Raw genomic sequence first — 16,899 nt, 5'->3', positions numbered from 1 at the left:
GCGCATGTTGCGTGACCGGGATCGCCCGCGTCTTTGGCGCGCCGCCTTCGCCGTGACCGGCTGGGCGGCGCTGGTCCTGCAGTACCTGCTGATGGCGGGGCCGGCGGACGGCTGGGCGGTGGTGACGCGCACCGTCCAGTACTTCAGCTTCTTCACCATACTGACCAACATCCTGGTCGCCCTGGCGCTGACCGGGCCGTTGCTGAAGCCCACAAGACCCCTGGCGCGCTGGACGGCGTCGCCGGCCTTCCGCGCCGCCGTGACGACCTACATCCTGATCGTCGGGGTGGTGTATCATTTCATGATCGCCCCCTACTGGAGCCCCGAGGGGCTGACCCTGGGCGTCAATCTGGTGCTGCACTACGTCATGCCCGCCGCCTTCCTGCTGGACTGGCTGTGGTTCACGCCGAGAGGCCGACTGCGATGGATCGATCCGGTGAAGGCCCTCGGGTTCCCGCTGATCTTCGGCGTCTGGACGCTGGTTCACGGACTTATGACCCACTGGTGGCCCTATGGGTTCGTCAATGTGGACGAGTTGGGCCTGGGCCGGGTCCTGGCGGTGTTCGCCGGCCTGCTGGTCTGTTTCCTGCTGGTCGGGCTGGCGCTGGTCGGGCTGGATCGGGCCTTCAGTCGAACGAGGCGTGACAGTTCGGCCCCGGCGCTTTAGGCGGAGGCATGGCCTACAAATCCCTGCGTGACTTCATCGACCAGCTGGAAGCCCAGGGCGAGCTGGTGCGGGTTTCCGAGCCGGTCTCGACCGTGCTGGAGATGACCGAGATCCAGACCCGGCTGCTGCGAAACGGCGGGCCGGCGGTGCTGTTCGAGAAGCCGGTCATGCCGGACGGGACGATCAGCCCCATCCCCTGCCTGGCCAATCTGTTCGGCACGGTGAAAAGGGTCGCCATGGGGGTGACGCTGGAAGGCAAGAACCGCACGACAGCGGGCGAGCTGCGCGAGGTCGGGGAGTTGCTGGCCTTCCTGCGCAATCCGACCCCGCCGCGCGGCCTGGGCGACGCGATGGAAATGCTGCCCCTGGCGCAGACCGTCATGTCGATGCGGCCCAAGACGGTGAAGAAGGCGCCGGTGCAGGAGGTGGTGCTGAAAGGCGACCAGATCGACCTGACCGCCCTGCCCGTTCAGTCGTGCTGGCCCGGCGAGCCGGCGCCCCTGATCACCTGGGGGCTGGTCGTCACCAAGGGGCCGAGCGAGGACCGCGAGGACGACTTCAACCTGGGCATCTATCGGATGCAGGTTCTGGGTAAGGACCGGGCGATCATGCGCTGGCTGGCGCATCGCGGCGGGGCGCAACACTATGCGCGGCACAAGAAGGCTCGGCCCAAGGAGCCCCTGCCTTGCGCCGTGGTCCTGGGCGCCGATCCGGGGACCATCCTGGCGGCGGTGACGCCGGTGCCGGACACCCTGTCGGAATATCAGTTCGCCGGCCTGATGCGGGGGGCCAAGGCCGAGCTGGTCCCGTGCAAGACCGTGCCGTTGATGGTTCCGGCCCAGGCCGAGATCGTGCTGGAAGGGCATGTCCTGCTGAACGAATTCGAGGACGAGGGTCCGTACGGCGACCACACCGGCTATTACAACTCGGTCGAGAAGTTCCCGGTCTTCCAGGTCAGCGCGATCACCATGCGGCGCGACCCGATCTATCTGACGACCTTCACCGGCCGACCGCCGGACGAGCCCAGCGTGCTGGGCGAGGCGCTGAACGAGGTCTTCATTCCCCTGCTGCGCCAGCAGTTCCCGGAGATCGTCGACTTCTGGCTGCCGCCCGAGGGGTGCAGCTATCGGATCGCCGTGGTGTCGATGAAGAAGGCCTATCCGGGCCACGCCAAGCGGGTGATGCTGGGCGTCTGGAGCTATCTGCGCCAGTTCATGTACACCAAATGGGTCATCGTCGTGGATCACGACATCGACGCCCGCGACTGGAAGGACGTCATGTGGGCCATATCGACCAAGATGGATCCGGCCCGCGACATCACCGTGATCGAGTCGACGCCCATCGACTATCTGGACTTCGCCAGCCCCGAGAGCGGCCTGGGCTCCAAGATCGGCCTGGACGCCACCGACAAATGGCCGCCCGAGACCAAGCGCGAATGGGGCGAGGAAATCCGCATGGACGAGGCAGTAGTCGAGCGGGTCAACGACCTGTGGGGCCGGCTGGGTCTGCCGGGCGACGGGACGCCGATCTGGAAGTAGACGGCCTGCGAATGCTGACAGCATTTGGCAATTGGGCGCTTTAGGGATGCGGCATAGCTGGAGCTGCCGCCATGATACGTTCACACATCCATGACTTCGACTTCCTGTTTGGCCACTGGGAGGTTAAACACCGCAGACTGGTAAGCCGGGGCGTCGGCTCAGATGATTGGGACATCGCGCACGGGACGGCGTTCACAGAGCCCCGCATGGGTGGAATCGCCAATATCGAACAGCACGACTGTCCCGAACGCGGTTGGCGTGGCGTTTCTCTGCGAACGCTAAATCTGGCGACCGACGAGTGGTCGATCTACTGGATAAGCGACCGCGATGGCCGGTTGACGCCGCCGGTCGTTGGCCGGTTTCACGACGAGGGCTGCCGCCTCGAAGGACCCGACATAGACGGCGAGCGGCCGATCCTTGCACGCTTCGAGTGGTCGCGTGTGAACACGGAGACGCCGCGCTGGGCCCAACATTTCTCGTACGACGACGGACGGGCTTGGGAGCTGAACTGGGTCATGGATTTTCGGCGAGCAGCTTAAGATTCGCGCTCGGCATGGCGCGGTGAATTTGGGAGCGACAGGCTGCTGAGCTGGCAATAGGTTAGCACGACTCAGCCGGGGGCCATGTGAGCGCGTTCGAATTCTTCTTCAGCTTTTACGGCCTGCTGCTGGGCCTGTCGGTCGCTGAACTGGTCGGCGGATTTGCGCGAGTCCTGCATGAGAAACGGCGAATCCGGTTCGGCTGGCTGACGCCGCTGCTGGCCCTGTTCGTGGCTATCGACATCGCCACCTTCTGGAACCAGGCCTGAGTGATCTTCCGAGGCGCGCCGTTCAACACCTTCGTCCTACTGGTCTCGCTGAGCATTGCGGCGACCTTCTATGTGGCGGCCAGCGTGACCTTTCCGCGCGTTTCGGCCGAGGGCGGCGACGAGCGGATCGACCTGGACGACCATTTCTGGGCCCACCGGCGGCTGGTGTTCGGCTGTGTCCTGGCGGCCAATCTGATCGTGGCGGTGGTGGTGATCATCCTGGCGCAGATGAATGCGGAGTTCGGCCGCTTGGCCGGGTCGGCAAGGCTGTGGGTCGGGGTGACGATCTTCGTGACCGGGACGGCAACGGCGGCGTTCGCGCCGTGGCGCAGGGTCGCCGTGGGCGCCCTGATCGTGGTGCTGCTCTACAGCCTGTGGGGCATGGCCAACTCAGCCGCCCTGCTGGTCAAGGCCGGCGGGTGGGCGCCCGCGCTGGGCGGCGGCGGTTGACGCCTTGTCAGGCCGAGGCAATCGGCTCACGAAAGGCCATGCGATCCACTTCCCTGTTTTCGGCCCTTCTTGCCGCCCTAGCCTGTAGCGTGAGCCCCGCCATGTCCCAGACGCTTTCCAACACCGCGCCGTGGGACCAAGCCTTCCTGCCGCCGGCGCCCGCCTGGGACGGGGCGTCAAAGGCCCTGCTGCGTCCCGCGAGCGATGCGTGGGTCACGGCGTTCGAGGCCGATCCGGCGCATGATTTTTCGCCCAACTACGCCGACACCCGCGCCTGGTTCGACCGGCTGGATCAGGCGAGCGACCTGATCCGCATCGAACAGTTCGGCGTCTCGCCCGAGGGGCGGCCGATCTATGCAGTGATCGCGTCCAAGGATGGCGCGACCTTCGATCCGGCCAAGCCGGTGCTGATGATCCAGGCGGGCATCCACCCCGGCGAGATCGACGGCAAGGACGCGGGCATGATGGTGCTGCGCGACATCGCCTTCTACGGCAAGGACGCCCTGCTGGACCGGGTCAATCTGATCCTGATCCCGATCCTGAGCGTGGATGGCCATGAGCGGGCCAGCACCTATTCCCGCCCGAACCAGCGCGGGCCGCGCATTCAGGGCTGGCGCAATACGGCGACGAACCAGAACCTGAACCGCGACTATCTGAAGCTGGACCAGCCCGAGATGCGCAGCGTTCGGGGCCTGATCCTGAAATACCGGCCGGACCTGTATGTCGACGTCCACGTCACCGACGGCCTGGATTACCAGTACGACGTCACCTACGGCTTCAACGGCGAGGACGGGTCGTTCAGCCGGTCGCCGAACGGCTCGGCCTGGCTGGACACGGTGTTCAAGCCGGCGATGAACGGAGCGCTGGAGCGCGAGGGTCATATCCCCGGCGAGCTGGTGTTCGGCATCGACGACGACGAGCCGAAGAAGGGGCTGTCGGACGGCGGCCTGGGCGAACGGTTCTCCAACGGTTGGGGTTCGGCGGCCCATGTGCCGACCATATTGATCGAGAACCACAGCCTGAAGCCGCACGAGCAGCGGGTGCTGGGGACCTATGTCTTCATCGAGGAGGCGATGCGGCTGCTGGCGGATCAGGGCGCTGCGCTGAAGGCGGCGACGGATCAGGACCGGGCCCTGCGTCCCGCCGAAATCCTGGCGAACTTCGAGGCGGAAGAGGCCCCCTCCTCCACGCGGCCGTTCAAGGGCGTTCTTTACGAGATGTACCACAGCCCGGCCTCGGGTCGCGACGAGGTGCGCTGGCTGGGCCGGCCCGATCCCGAGTTGTGGTCGATGCCCTTCTATGGGTCCAAGCCGACGCTGACCCTGAAGCGCCCGACGGCCTATTGGATTCCCAGCTATCGCACCGACATCATCGAGCGGCTGAAGATCCACGGCGTCGAGATGGAAACGGTCGAGGCGCCGCGCACGGTCAACCTGTCGATGTTGCGCCTGGTCGAGCCCAAGCTGGCGACGCGGGCCAACGAGGGCCACGTCCAGGCCTCGGTGAAGACGGTCGAGGTCGAGCGGCGCGACTGGACCTTCCCGACCGGTTCGGTGCGCGTGCCGACCGACCAGCCGCTGGGCGACATCGTGGTGCTGCTGCTTGAGCCGCAGTCCAGCGAGAGCTTCTTCGCCTGGGGCATGTTCCCCGAGGTCATGAGCCGGGTCGAATATATCGAGGCCTACGCCATCGCGCCCCTGGCGGAGAAGATGCTGGCCGCCGACCCGGCGCTGAAGGCCGAGTTCGAGGCCAAGCTGGCCGCCGAGCCCGCGTTCGCCGCCGATCCGCAGGCGCGGCTGGCCTGGTTCTATGAGCGGACGCCCTTCTACGACGACCGCTATCTGCTCTATCCCGTCGGCCGCGAGGACTGATCGATGACCACACCCCTGATGCACGCCGTCCAGGCCGCCGCCCTGTGGAGCGGCCTGCTGATCCTGCTGATGCTGGTCCTGTCGGGGATAGTGGTCAGCGGGCGGCGCAAGCACATGGTCTCGTTCGGCGACGGCGGGAACCCCGATCTGGCGGCCGCGACCCGCGCCTTCGGCAACTGCGCCGAATATGCGGCGCCGGGCATGATCGCCATGCTGTTGCTGGCCGCCGTCGGCGCTCCGGCGTGGATGGTGCATGCCGTCGGCGCGACCCTGCTGGTCGGGCGCGTGGTCCATGCCCTGGGCCTGCTGTTCCAGACAGGGCCGTCGCTGGGCCGTGTCATCGGCATGTTGCTGACCTGGGTCGCGCTGCTGACCGCCGCCGTCGGCCTGATCGCCTTCGCCGTCGTCTGATCCTGTTGCAGCGCAACAGGTTGCGGCGCGGCGGGGCGTCCGCCATATCGGGGCATGACCGACACCCTAGATGCGCCTGTTTCCACCGATCTTCTGCCCGATCTTCTGAATGACATCGTCCAGGCGGCCCTGAGGGCCGGCGCCGACGCCGCCGAGGCGGTCAGCGCCGATCGTCGGTCCCTGTCGGTCGGGGTGCGCAACGGCAAGCTGGAAGACGTGGAGCGTGAGGAATCGCGCGATCTGGGCCTGCGGGTCTTCGTCGGCCAGCGTCAGGCCTCGGTGTCGGCGTCGGACCTGTCGCCCGAAACCCGCACCCGCCTGGTGGAACGCGCCGTGGCCATGGCGCGCCTGGCGCCGGAAGATCCCCACGCCGGTTTCGCCCCCGAAGATCGGCTGGCGCGCGGGCCCTTCGTCGATCTGGACCTGTTCGATCCCAGCGAACGGACCGCCTTGATTCTGGAACAGGTTTCCGCCGAGGCCGAGACAGCGGCGCTGGCGGTCGAGGGCGTCGCCCGATCCGAGGGCGGGCATGCGTCCTGGTCGTCCAGCCAATGGCGACTGGTCACCTCGCACGGGTTCGAAGGCGACTATCGGGGCTCGGCCTTTTCGCTGGGCGTCGGGGTGATCGCCGAAAAGGACGGGGCCATGGAGCGTGGCGGCGAGAGCCGTTCGACCCGGCATCTGGTCGACCTGCCGGGCGCCGAGATCATCGGGCGCACGGCCGGCGAGCGCGCCGTGGCCCGAACCGGGGCGCGCAAGATCGCCTCGACCACCGCCCCGGTCATCTTCGACAACCGCATGGCCGGCCAGATCGTCTCGCCGGCCATCGGCGCCATTTCGGGCCCGTCGATCGCGCGGGGCACCTCCTTCCTGAAGGACCGGATGGGCCAGAGGGTGTTCGCCGAAGGGGTGACCCTGATCGACGATCCGTTCCGGCCGCGCGGCCTGGGATCGACGCCGTTCGACGACGAAGGGGTCGCGGTCGAGCGGCGCGCCCTGTTCGACGACGGCGTCCTGACCACCTGGCTGCTGAACTGCGCCTCGGCCCGCCAACTGGGCCTGCAGTCCACCGGTCACGCCTCGCGCGGCCTGGCGGGACCGCCGGGGGTCGGAACCCACAATCTGCACATGGAGCCGGGCGACCGCGATCTGGCCGGCCTGATGGCCGATGCGGGGACGGGTCTGCTGGTCACGTCGATGTTCGGGCCGTCGCTGAACGGAAACACCGGCGACTGGTCCGCCGGGGTGTCCGGCTTCTGGTTCGAGAACGGCGAGATCGCCTATCCGGTCAACGAGGTCACGGTGGCCGGCAAGCTGCCCGAGCTTTATCTGCGCCTCCAACGCGGGTCGGACCTGGAGTTCCGGGGCGGGTTCAATGTGCCCAGCCTGATGTTCGACGCGGTGGCCATAGCGGGCAAATGATCGATCTAGCCTCAGATCTGGAGCTGATCCGCCAGGCGGCGATCGACGCCGGGGCGCTGGCGGTCGCAGAGCGCGAGGCCGGGCTGAGGATCGAGTCCAAGGTCGGCGGGTCGCCCGTCACCAGCGGCGACCTGGCGGTGGACGCCATGCTGAAGGACCGGCTGCTGGCCGCCCGGCCCGACTATGGCTGGCTGTCGGAAGAGACGGCGGACACGCCCGAACGCTTGTCGAAGCGCCGAATCTTCGTCGTCGATCCGGTGGACGGCACGGTGGCCTATATGAAGCGCCAGCCCTGGTGGTGCGTGCCCATCGCGGTCGTCGAGGACGGCCAGGTGGTGGCCGCCGCCATCCATGCGCCCGAGGTTCAGGAAACCTATGCGGCGGCGCGCGGCGGCGGCGCGCAGCGCAATGGGGCCGTGATCCGGGCGTCCGACGCCGAGACCCTGGACGACGCCTCGGTGCTGGGCGATGCGCGGATGATCGAGGGGTCGCATTGGGACGAGCCCTGGCCGGTGCTGCGGTTCGCCAAGCGCAACGCCCTGGCCTACCGGATGGCCCTGGTCGCCGCCGGCGCCTTTGACGCCGCCCTGGCCCTGACGCCCAAATGGGACTGGGACGTGGCCGCGGGCAGCCTGATCGCCGAAGAGGCCGGCGCCCGCGTCACCGACCATCACGGCCGGCCGTGGCGGTTCAACCGACCCGATCCGCGTCAGGCCAGCCTGGTCTGCGCCGCTCCGGCCCTGCACCCGCTGATCGTTCGGCGCTGTAAAAACGTGCCGCTATCGACCTAAGGCTTGGGTTGAAAAACCCTGTCATACATTGATCCTTAGGCGTTCTGGGCCTATGCCCCGGCAAAGCCCTCCCCAGACTTCAAGGACACCCGATGGTCGATCAATCCTCCGTCCCGCCCCAGCTGCTTCACCTCGTCATCGGCGGCGAACTGCGTCACCTGGGCGAGCCGACGTTCCGCGATCTTTCGCAAATCGAATTCGTCGGCGCCTTCGGCAGCTACGACGAAGCCAAGAAGGCCTGGAAGGCCCGCGCTCAGGCGACGGTCGACAACGCCCACATGCGCTATTTCATCCTGCACGCCCACAAGCTGATCGACCCGCGCGGCGACGCGGCCTGATCCTGCGACATCAGGGAGCCGAACCGGCTCCCTGATCCGACGTTGAAGTCTGGATGCGAGGAAGAACATGAACCTGGAACCGCAACAGATCTTCCAACTGGTCAGCCTGCTGGCGGTGCTGGCCCTCTTCAGCATCTCGCTGCGCGGGCAGATCGGGTATGCGCGCTGGTTCAAGAAGTGGGAGGCCGACCGCAAGGCGCGGCGACGCCGAGCTTGATGCGGAAGCCCGCGAACGCGGAGACCAGCCCCCGAAAGGCCCCTGGGGCTGAGCCGCCGCTCCTTCACGCCCGTAACCCGGACTTGTTCCTAGGGTGACGGATGCAGAGACAGCGTGGCCTACTCCCGCTTCAGCAACTTCTCGGTCAGCAGCGTGCCCCACCAGCCGGCCTTGAACTCGGCGCGGATCGCCTTGGGGTCGTAGTCGGGGCTGTCGATCCAGTCGATGAAACTGATCCCGCGCGGCTCGATCTCGCTGACGTATTTCTCCAGCGTATAGTCCAGCACACCGGTGAGGCCCTCGCGCGAGTGGAGGTACTTCTTCGACAGCTCCGCCATGGCGACCGAGATCGGTTCGCCCAGATGGAAGTGGCGATAGAAGACGGCCATCATGCCCGCCCGGTCCGCACCCGACTTGCAGTGGATCAGCACCGGGTATTCGATGGTCGTGAACAGGCGACGCGCGCGGTGAATCCGGTCTGTCTCGGGCGGGTCGCGCGAATCCAGCGGCGCGTCGATCAGGGTCAGGCCCAGGCGTTCGCAGGCTTCCTTCTCCAGCCAGTAATAGCCCTCGTCGCGTTGACCGCGCAGATTGATGACGGTCTTGACGCCCTTCTTCTTCCAATAGGCCAACTGGCGCGGCGACGGCTGGTTGGTGCGCACAAGGTCTGGCCCCAGCCAGTGGGCGTTGGAAAACGCCAGGCGCAGGAAGGCGTGGTCCGCCCAGAAATAATGCCAATGCGCCCGGAAACGGCCCATCGCGGTCGAAAGATCAAAGCGCGCCATGGCCGCCAGATAGCGATCCTGAGCCGCCGCGTCATCCTCCGCTTGCGACGGGGGCCGTGGCGGCCCCGCCCTGCGGCGCCCGACCCTCGATCCAGAAGATGAAGATCGAGGCGCCGACGATCAGGGCGGCGCCCGGCCAGAACCAGATCGAGGGCGTCTGGCCCAGCAGAAGCCAGCCCACGAGACCGGCCAGCGGCGCTTTCAGATCGGCGAAGGGCTGAAGATAGGCCGCGTCGGCCAGCCTGTAGGCGGAGGCCAGGAGATATTGCGCAGCGGCCGTCAGGCCGCCCAGGGCCAGCAACAGCAGCAGACCCGCGCCCTGCGGCAGGGCGAAGGCCAGGTCCGTCGCCACCCCGGCCGGAAGGGCGAAGGAGAAGGCGTTCGCCAAGAGCAGAAGCGCTAGATGGCTGGGCGTGATCAGGACCAGCAGGGATACGGTCAGGGTTTCGGGCGTCTCCTCCCGAGCCAACCAGCGGGTCATCACATCGGTGACGGCCCAAAGGGCGGCGGCCAGGACCGGGGTCAGGGCGGCCCATCCCAAGCCTTCGGCTCCGACGCCTGAGACAATGACGGCGCCGATGAAGCCGATCACCGCTGCGCCGATCCGCGAGGCCGACACCCGCTCCCCCAGAAACAGGGTCGAGCCGATGATGACGAACAGGGGGCCGGTCGCCAACAGCGTCACCATCTGCCAGATCGGCACGCCCGACACGAAGCCGTAGACGAAAACGTGCACACCCAGGGCCGATGCAAAGGCGCGGATCAGATGCGCCAAGGGCCGGCGCGTCTTCAGCTTGTCCAGTCCGATCCGCACCACGATCGGCAGCATCAGGACCGAAGCGATCAGATATTGCCAGAAGGCCATGCCCGTCGAACTCATGCCGAACTGGCGCGGCAGGACCGATTGCAGGGCGTTGCCCCCGGCGAAGACAAGACTGGCCGACAGCATCAACAGCGCGCCCCAGGCGGCGGCGCGGGAGGAAGGCGAGGAAATCTGGTTCAATGGTCGTCCTTTCCGTAACCAGTTTTCCAGGGTTACGGGCGACGACGCGCCGCGCCCGCCGCTCAAGCATGAGCGACGAACGCCGCGAGGCGTTGGGTCCCGTTCTCTTTCATCCGGACTATACCGTCGGCCCCGGAATCACACCGGATCTGCTGACCTCCCCAAGCCGGGGGAGCGCTCGCGGGCTTGGCGTCGCCGCCTTACCGCCGGTGGGGAATCGCACCCCGCCCTGAGAACACTGCAGGCGAACCTGCGCACCCTACTTAGAAAAAGGCCGCTCGATCTTCAACCTGATCCGGGCCGACGAGGAGGGGGGTCTCTTCCGCCGTCGCCTTACAAGCCTTGACTTGAGGGGCGGCTCGGACGACCGAAGGCCGATGACCGAGCCCGCCCCCTCCATGCCCCTGCGCGCCCTGCTGGCGCGGATTTGGCGAGACTATCTGAGCAGCCGCAAGGGATCGCTGATCCTGTCGATCCTGTGCGCGGCCACGACGGGTCTGCTGACCGCCGCGCTGTTGCAGCTGGTGCAGCCGGCGGTGAACGGCCTGTTCCTGGACGGCGACCAGCCGATCGTCCTGTTCGGCCGTTTCCGCTTCCCGGCGGACGAGGCCCTGATCGTCATTCCCACCGCCATTCTGACGGTGGCGGTGGTGCGGACCCTGGCGGCCCTGGGGCAGGCCGCCCTGGTCAACCGGCTGGGCCACACCATCGTCGGCGACATCCAGATCCGTCTGTTCGGGGCCATGATCCGCGCCGACCTGGCCCGGCTGCGCAGCCAGCATTCGGGCGGCTTCGTCTCCTCGGTGCTGTTCGACGCCAATCTGGTGCGCGAGGCCTTCACCTCGGGCGTGGTCAACTACACCCAGAACCTGCTGACCCTGATCGCGGTGCTGATCTATATGGGGTTCATCGACTGGCAGCTGACCGTCGTGGTGCTGCTTGGGGTGCCGCTGGTGGCGCTGGTGCTGCGCCGGTTCGGACGCAAGACGCGCAAGGCGGCGCAAGGGGCCATGGCCGAGACAGAGAACCTGTCCACCGCCCTGATGGAGAATCTGGACGGGGTCCGGCTGATCAAAATCGAGAACCGCGAGGCGGCCGAGCAGGACCGGGTCGCCGAGGTGGTGGCCCGCCGCCAGCGCCATGTCATCAAGGGCGCCAACGCCCGCGCCTTCGCCGGGCCGTCCAGCGATCTGATCTCCTACATCGTCGTCGCCGCCGTCATGGCCTATGCCGGATGGCGGGCGCAGTCGGGCGAGATGACGGTCGGCGGGTTCGCCGCCTTCATCGGCATGCTGCTGGCCGCCGGTCAGGCCCTGCGGCAGGTCACGAACCTGGCGACGGTCATGAGCGAGGGCTTCACCGCCGCGCGCCGCCTGTTCGGCGCCCTGGACATCGAGGCCGAGATCCGTGAGGCGCCTGATGCGGCGCCCCTGTCCCCCGGGCCAGTCGAGGTGGTGCTGGACCAGGTGTCGTTCGCCTATGGGCCGGGCGGCGCGCCGACGCTGGATCAGGTGTCGTTGCGGGTGGCCCCCGGCGAGACCGTGGCCCTGGTCGGCCCGTCGGGCGGAGGCAAGAGCACGATATTGAGCCTGTTGCCGCGCTTCTATGACGTGACGGGCGGGGCGGTGACGATCAATGGGCGGGACGTGCGTGGGCTGCGGATCAACGACCTGCGCGACCATATCGCCCTGGTGACGCAGGAGCCCTTCCTGTTCGACGACACCATCGCCGCCAATATCGCCTATGGGCGGCCGGGCGCCACGCAAGCCCAGATCGAGGAGGCCGCGCGTTCGGCCGCCGCCCATGACTTCATCACCGCCCTGCCCGAAGGTTACGAGACCCGCGCCGGCGAGGCGGGCCTGCGGCTGTCGGGCGGGCAGCGCCAGCGGATCGCCATCGCCCGCGCCTTCCTGAAGGACGCGCCGATCCTGCTGCTGGACGAGGCGACCAGCGCCCTGGACACCGAGAGCGAGGCCCTGGTCCAGGCGGCGCTGGAGCGGCTGATGGAAGGGCGCGCCACCCTGATGATCGCCCACCGTCTGTCGACCGTTCGCAACGCCGACCGCATCTATGTGATCGAGGCCGGGCGCGTGGTGGAGGAAGGGCCGCACGTCGTCCTGGTCGCGCGCGGCGGCCTCTATTCCCGACTGGCCCGCCAGCAGTCTCTGGACGGGACGCCGCCCACGGTCGAGACCGTCGCGTGAGGCCGCTGCGCAACCCGGTGATCCAGTCCGTCCTGGCCTGGACGCTGGCGCAGTGGATGCAGTTCTGCTTCGCCACCATCCGCTGGACCCACGAGAACCAGACGGTCGCCGAACAGGTCTGGGCTCAGGGCGGCGGCGTGCTTTGCGTCTTCTGGCATTCGCGGATCGGCCTGGCCCCGGCGTCGTGGCCGCTGGAACGGGCGCAACCGGCGAAGGGGCTGATCTCGCTGTCGGCCGACGGCGAGTTCATCGCCAAGGCCGTGGCGCGTCAGGGCTTTCCCGCCGTCCGCGGTTCGTCGGCCAACAAGGACAAGGCCGACCGGGCCAAGGGCGGGTCGCAGGCCCTGCGCGACGGCTTGAAACAGTTGAAGATCGGCGCCCTGGCCGTGACGCCCGACGGGCCGCGCGGCCCGGCCAATACCATGGCCGAAGGCCTGCCCCTGATGGCGAAACTGTCGAAGGCGCCGGCCCTGTTCATCGGCCTGTCGTGCAATCCGGCGATCCGCCTGAACAGCTGGGACCGCGCCGTCCTGCCCCTGCCCTTCGGCAAGGGGGCGATCGTCTGGGACCGCGCCGAATTCCCCGAGGGCGGCGACATGACCGCCGTCATCGAGGACTGGACGGCCCGCATGAACGCGGTCGAGGCGCGGGCTGACGCGATCACGGGGCTGAAGCCGTGACGCCCCTGCCGCTGCTGGCCTATCGACTGCTGACCCGCGCGCTGGAGCCGCTCGCCCCGCGCCTGCTGGACACCCGCGCGCACAGGGGCAAGGAAGACCCCGCGCGCGTTGACGAGCGGCTGGGCTTCACCCGCGCCGAACGACCCGCCGGCGATCTGGTCTGGCTGCACGGCGTCAGCGTGGGCGAAACCCTGTCGCTGCTGCCCCTGGTCGAACGGTTCGTGAAGACCCGGCCGGACCTGACGGTGCTGGTGACGTCGGGCACCGTGACCTCGGCCCGGATCCTGGCCGAACGGCTGCCCAGGGGCGTCATCCACCAGTATGCGCCGGTCGACGGGCCCGGCGTCGTGGCGCGGTTTCTGGATCATTGGCGGCCCAGCCTGGCGATCTTCGTCGAGAGCGAACTGTGGCCGAACATGCTGCTGGAGGCGCATCGGCGCGGCGTCAAACTGGCGCTGGTCAGCGCACGGATCACCGAAAAGACGGTCGAGGGCTGGGCGCGGTTTCCGGCCTCGGCGCGGGCGCTGACCGGGGTCTTCGACCTGGTCCTGCCCCAGGATCAGGCGTCGGGTGAGCGATTGGAGCGCCTGGGCGCGCGGATCGACGGCCTGGTCAATCTGAAGCTGGCGGGCGACGCCCTGCCCCATGACGCCGCCGCCTTCAGCCGCCTGAGCGCCGCCATCGGGGACCGGCCGGTGGTCGTCGCCGCCAGCACCCATGAAGGCGAAGAGATCGCCATTGTCCGCGCCCTGGATAAGCTGGCGGACCGCGCCTGCCTGATCCTGGCGCCGCGCCATCCGGAACGGGGACCGCATATCGCCACAGCCCTGCAGCGAGAGGGCGTGGCCTTCGCCATGCGGTCGCGGGGCGAGACCATCGGTCGAGACACCGACGTCTATCTGGCCGACACCCTGAACGAGATGGGGCTGTTCCTGCGGTTGGCGGATGTGGTGGTGATGGGCGGATCGTTCGCCCCTGCCCTGGGCCTGCCGGCGGTGGGCGGGCACAATCCGCTGGAGCCGGCGCGGCTGGCGCGGCCGACCATCACCGGACCCGACGCCTCCAACTGGGCCACCGTGACCTCGGCCCTGGCCCAGGCCGGAGGGTTGGTCCTGGTTCAGGCGCCCTGGGACCTGCCCGGCGCGGTCGAGCCCTTGCTGGCCGATCCTGCGGCGGCCAAGGCCATGGGCGAGCGCGCCCGGCGCGCCGCCGCCGAAGCGGGCGGCGGATTGGACCGGCTGTGGGCCTTCCTGTCGCCGCTGACGCCGAAGACGGCGACCAGGACGGGGTCGGGCCGATGAAGCTGAACACCCCCCGCTGGTGGTATGTCCGCGACCGCAGCCACGCCCGGCTGACCCGCACCCTGCTGAAGCCCCTGGGCTGGATCTGGGCCGGCGTCACGGCGCGGCGGATCGCGCGGACGGTCCCGGTCGATCCCGGCTGTGCGGTGATTTCGGTCGGCAATCTGACGGTGGGCGGATCGGGCAAGACGCCGGTGGCGCGCGAGGTGTTGCGACTGCTGCGGACGGCGGGCGTAGAGGCCCAGGCCCTGTCGCGCGGCTACGGCGGGCGGCTGGAGGGGCCGGTGCGCGTCGATCTGCAGATCCATACCGCCGAGGACGTAGGCGACGAGCCCCTGATGCTGGCGCAAGCCTCGCCCGCCTGGATCGCGCGGGATCGGGTCGCGGGCGCGCGGGCGGCGGCGGCCGAGGGCGCGCAGGTGCTGGTGCTGGACGACGGCCATCAGAACCCCGCCTTGAAGAAGACCGTCAGCCTGATCGTCGTGGACGGCGAGACACGCGAGGACGAATGGCCGTTCGGCGACGGCTCGGTGTTTCCATCCGGCCCTATGCGCGAGCCCCTGGCGGCGGGACTGGCGCGCGCCGACGCCGTGGTGGTGATGCTGCCCGCCGATGTCGAGACGGCCGATCCCGAACTGGTGGCGACCTTCGGCGCCCTGCCCGTCTTCCTGTGCCGCCTGACGCCCGAAGGTCCGCCGCCGGCCGGGCCGCAGGTCGGCTTCGCCGGCATCGCCAAGCCCTGGAAGGTCGAGCGGTCGCTGAAGGCGGCGGGCTGCGACCTGGCGGACTTCGTCCCCTTCCCCGACCATGCGGCCTATAGACCCGAGGACATGGCCTTCCTGCGGGCGCGGGCGGCGGTGTTCCAGGCCGGTCTGGTCACAACGGAAAAGGACTGGGTCCGGCTGACGCCCGACCAGCGGGCCGATGTGACGGCCTGGCCGGTGGTCGCCCGCTTCGAGGATCAGGCGGGGTTCGCCGCCTTCCTGAACGCGCGGCTTCAGTCGGCGCGATAGACCACCCCGCCCTTCATCACGAACTTCATCCGCTCCAGTTCGGTCACGTCCGTCAGCGGATCGCCCGACACCGCGACGATGTCGGCCGGCATGCCGGGCGCGATCTTTCCGGCCTCGCTGGAAATCCGCAGATGTTCGGCGGCCCCGACGGTGGCCGCCTGGATCGCCTCCAGGGGCGTCAGGCCGGCCCGGACCAGAAGCGCGAACTCCTGAGCATTGTCGCCATGGGCCGAGACGCCGCTGTCCGTGCCGAAGGCGATCCTTACCCCGCCCTCATGCGCGCGGCGCGCCATGTCCAGCATCTTTGGCCCCGCCTCCAGCGCCTTGGCGGTCTGGGCCGGGGTGAAGAAGTTGTTGGGGCCCGAGGCGATGCGGGCGACGAAATCGCCGGCCAACAGCGTGGGCACCAGCCAGGCGCCGTTGGCCTTGAACAGGCGGATCGACTGGTCGTCCAGATAGGTGCCGTGTTCGATGGAGTCGCCGCCCGCGCGCAGGAAGGCGTTGATCCCGTCCACGCCGTGGGCATGGGCCGTGACCTGGCGGCCCATGCGGTGGGCGCTGTCGACGATGGCGGTCAGTTCGGGGTCGCTGAACTGCTGGCCCAGACCCGCGGCGGTGTTGGACAGGACCCCGCCCGTGGCCGTGATCTTGATGATGTCGGCGCCGGCCCGGACCTGGGTGCGGACGGCGCGCATGCAGTCGTCCACCCCCGAACAGATGCTCTCGGACGACAGCAAATGCATGACGTCGTCGCGATAGCCGTTGATGTCGCCATGGCCGCCGTGGATGGAGACCGAGGATCCGGCTGCGATGATGCGCGGTCCCGGCACGTCGCCGTTCCGCACTGCGTTTCTCAGGGCGAAGATCGCCTGATTGCCCGCGCCCAGGTCTGCGACGGTGGTGAAGCCCGCCATCAGGGTGCGGCGGGCGTAGCGGGCGCCGACCATGGCCTGATCCGCGTCGGACAGGGTGACCTCTTCCAGACGGGAATTGGGGTTCTGCTGGCCCGTCAGATGGACGTGGCTGTCGATCAGTCCCGGCAGGACGAAGGCGGTCCGCAGGTCGATGACCTGCCCTTGCGCCGGGTCGCCGACGAAGCCGTCACGCACCTCGACGACCTGGTTCCCTCTGATCACGAGAGTTTTACCGCGCTGCACAACGCCGTTCGACGGGTCGGCCAGCAATCGCCCGGCCTCGACGAACATCGTCGTCGGCTCTGGAGAAACCCCAACCCCTGCGGGGCTTTGCTGCGCCGCCGCGCCTGCGGCCAACGCCCCCCATGCCGCCATAGCCAGACCGAAACGCTTCATCGATTTCTCCCCCAAACAGGTGCGCCGCAAAATCGCCCCACAAGGCCAAGGTTGCTTCGCCCGTAACCATTTGAAACAAACACGCCTGAA

18 protein-coding genes and 1 riboswitch are annotated in these 16,899 nt (G+C 68.3%); of the genes, 15 read left to right on the top strand and 3 right to left on the bottom strand.

The window, feature by feature from the left end:
• Positions 1 to 4: 4 nt before the first annotated feature.
• The 11 genes from GYM46_RS12980 to GYM46_RS12935 all read left to right on the top strand — a co-directional run bounded on the left by GYM46_RS12980 (position 5) and on the right by GYM46_RS12935 (position 8,513).
• On the top strand, positions 5 to 667 hold the full coding sequence (locus GYM46_RS12980; RefSeq protein WP_008264193.1) for a Pr6Pr family membrane protein: 663 nt from the start codon (positions 5 to 7) through the stop codon (positions 665 to 667).
• 8 nt (positions 668 to 675) lie between these two features.
• Positions 676 to 2,205 carry a UbiD family decarboxylase gene (locus GYM46_RS12975; RefSeq protein ID WP_008259916.1) on the top strand — a complete coding sequence of 510 codons (1,530 nt, stop codon included), beginning with the start codon at positions 676 to 678 and terminating at the stop codon, positions 2,203 to 2,205.
• A 71-nt stretch (positions 2,206 to 2,276) separates the two neighbouring features.
• A complete protein-coding gene (locus GYM46_RS12970) occupies positions 2,277 to 2,744 on the top strand; it encodes a hypothetical protein (RefSeq protein WP_050771661.1) in 468 nt (155 codons plus the stop codon).
• Between the two features lie 86 nt (positions 2,745 to 2,830).
• Complete coding sequence (locus GYM46_RS16865) at positions 2,831 to 3,013, top strand: hypothetical protein (RefSeq protein ID WP_232216248.1); 183 nt, start codon at positions 2,831 to 2,833, stop codon at positions 3,011 to 3,013.
• Positions 3,014 to 3,463 carry a hypothetical protein gene (locus tag GYM46_RS12965; protein WP_008259661.1) on the top strand — a complete coding sequence of 150 codons (450 nt, stop codon included), beginning with the start codon at positions 3,014 to 3,016 and terminating at the stop codon, positions 3,461 to 3,463.
• A 38-nt stretch (positions 3,464 to 3,501) separates the two neighbouring features.
• Complete coding sequence (locus GYM46_RS12960) at positions 3,502 to 5,334, top strand: M14 family metallopeptidase (RefSeq protein ID WP_040349703.1); 1,833 nt, start codon at positions 3,502 to 3,504, stop codon at positions 5,332 to 5,334.
• Positions 5,335 to 5,337: 3 nt separating this feature from the next.
• The gene (locus GYM46_RS12955) at positions 5,338 to 5,745 is read left to right on the top strand and encodes an MAPEG family protein (RefSeq protein ID WP_008260162.1); all 408 of its coding nucleotides are present in this window, start codon (positions 5,338 to 5,340) and stop codon (positions 5,743 to 5,745) included.
• A 54-nt stretch (positions 5,746 to 5,799) separates the two neighbouring features.
• On the top strand, positions 5,800 to 7,167 hold the full coding sequence (locus tag GYM46_RS12950) for a TldD/PmbA family protein (RefSeq protein ID WP_008263313.1): 1,368 nt from the start codon (positions 5,800 to 5,802) through the stop codon (positions 7,165 to 7,167).
• Complete coding sequence (locus GYM46_RS12945) at positions 7,164 to 7,958, top strand: 3'(2'),5'-bisphosphate nucleotidase CysQ (protein WP_008260397.1); 795 nt, start codon at positions 7,164 to 7,166, stop codon at positions 7,956 to 7,958. Before GYM46_RS12950 ends, GYM46_RS12945 begins: the two co-directional genes overlap by 4 nt.
• A gap of 92 nt (positions 7,959 to 8,050) precedes the next feature.
• Complete coding sequence (locus tag GYM46_RS12940; RefSeq protein WP_008262601.1) at positions 8,051 to 8,296, top strand: DUF4170 domain-containing protein; 246 nt, start codon at positions 8,051 to 8,053, stop codon at positions 8,294 to 8,296.
• 67 nt (positions 8,297 to 8,363) lie between these two features.
• Positions 8,364 to 8,513 carry a hypothetical protein gene (locus GYM46_RS12935; protein WP_008260331.1) on the top strand — a complete coding sequence of 50 codons (150 nt, stop codon included), beginning with the start codon at positions 8,364 to 8,366 and terminating at the stop codon, positions 8,511 to 8,513.
• A gap of 119 nt (positions 8,514 to 8,632) precedes the next feature.
• On the opposite strand, the gene GYM46_RS12930 is transcribed toward GYM46_RS12935, so the two are convergent.
• Both GYM46_RS12930 and GYM46_RS12925 read right to left on the bottom strand, forming a co-directional pair.
• The gene (locus tag GYM46_RS12930; protein WP_008264112.1) at positions 8,633 to 9,298 is read right to left on the bottom strand and encodes a fused DSP-PTPase phosphatase/NAD kinase-like protein; all 666 of its coding nucleotides are present in this window, start codon (positions 9,296 to 9,298) and stop codon (positions 8,633 to 8,635) included.
• A gap of 31 nt (positions 9,299 to 9,329) precedes the next feature.
• Positions 9,330 to 10,301: a DMT family transporter gene (locus GYM46_RS12925; RefSeq protein ID WP_008262679.1), complete on the bottom strand. Its 972-nt coding sequence runs from the start codon at positions 10,299 to 10,301 to the stop codon at positions 9,330 to 9,332.
• Positions 10,302 to 10,398: 97 nt separating this feature from the next.
• A riboswitch (FMN riboswitch) is annotated at positions 10,399 to 10,542 on the bottom strand.
• 136 nt (positions 10,543 to 10,678) lie between these two features.
• Here GYM46_RS12925 and GYM46_RS12920 point away from each other — a divergent pair.
• Genes GYM46_RS12920 through lpxK form a run of 4 tightly spaced genes read left to right on the top strand, consistent with a single transcriptional unit; the run spans position 10,679 to position 15,499 of the window.
• Positions 10,679 to 12,505: an ABC transporter ATP-binding protein gene (locus GYM46_RS12920; protein WP_008263308.1), complete on the top strand. Its 1,827-nt coding sequence runs from the start codon at positions 10,679 to 10,681 to the stop codon at positions 12,503 to 12,505.
• A complete protein-coding gene (locus GYM46_RS12915) occupies positions 12,502 to 13,185 on the top strand; it encodes a lysophospholipid acyltransferase family protein (RefSeq protein WP_008260632.1) in 684 nt (227 codons plus the stop codon). The genes GYM46_RS12920 and GYM46_RS12915 overlap by 4 nt, the downstream gene beginning before the upstream one ends.
• Positions 13,182 to 14,486, top strand: coding sequence for a 3-deoxy-D-manno-octulosonic acid transferase (locus tag GYM46_RS12910; protein ID WP_008262050.1), 1,305 nt, complete (start codon positions 13,182 to 13,184; stop codon positions 14,484 to 14,486). The genes GYM46_RS12915 and GYM46_RS12910 overlap by 4 nt, the downstream gene beginning before the upstream one ends.
• Positions 14,483 to 15,499, top strand: coding sequence for a tetraacyldisaccharide 4'-kinase (lpxK, locus tag GYM46_RS12905; protein WP_008263960.1), 1,017 nt, complete (start codon positions 14,483 to 14,485; stop codon positions 15,497 to 15,499). Before GYM46_RS12910 ends, lpxK begins: the two co-directional genes overlap by 4 nt.
• On the opposite strand, the gene GYM46_RS12900 is transcribed toward lpxK, so the two are convergent.
• Positions 15,484 to 16,809, bottom strand: coding sequence for a metal-dependent hydrolase family protein (locus GYM46_RS12900; protein WP_008263301.1), 1,326 nt, complete (start codon positions 16,807 to 16,809; stop codon positions 15,484 to 15,486). The two genes, lpxK and GYM46_RS12900, sit on opposite strands and share 16 nt — an antisense overlap.
• Positions 16,810 to 16,899: the final 90 nt, after the last annotated feature.

It is taken from the genome of Brevundimonas mediterranea (assembly GCF_011064825.1).
Lineage (GTDB): Bacteria > Pseudomonadota > Alphaproteobacteria > Caulobacterales > Caulobacteraceae > Brevundimonas > Brevundimonas mediterranea_A.
The sequence above is the reverse complement of the archived record's forward strand: the minus strand, read 5'-3'. Positions and strand labels throughout refer to the sequence as shown.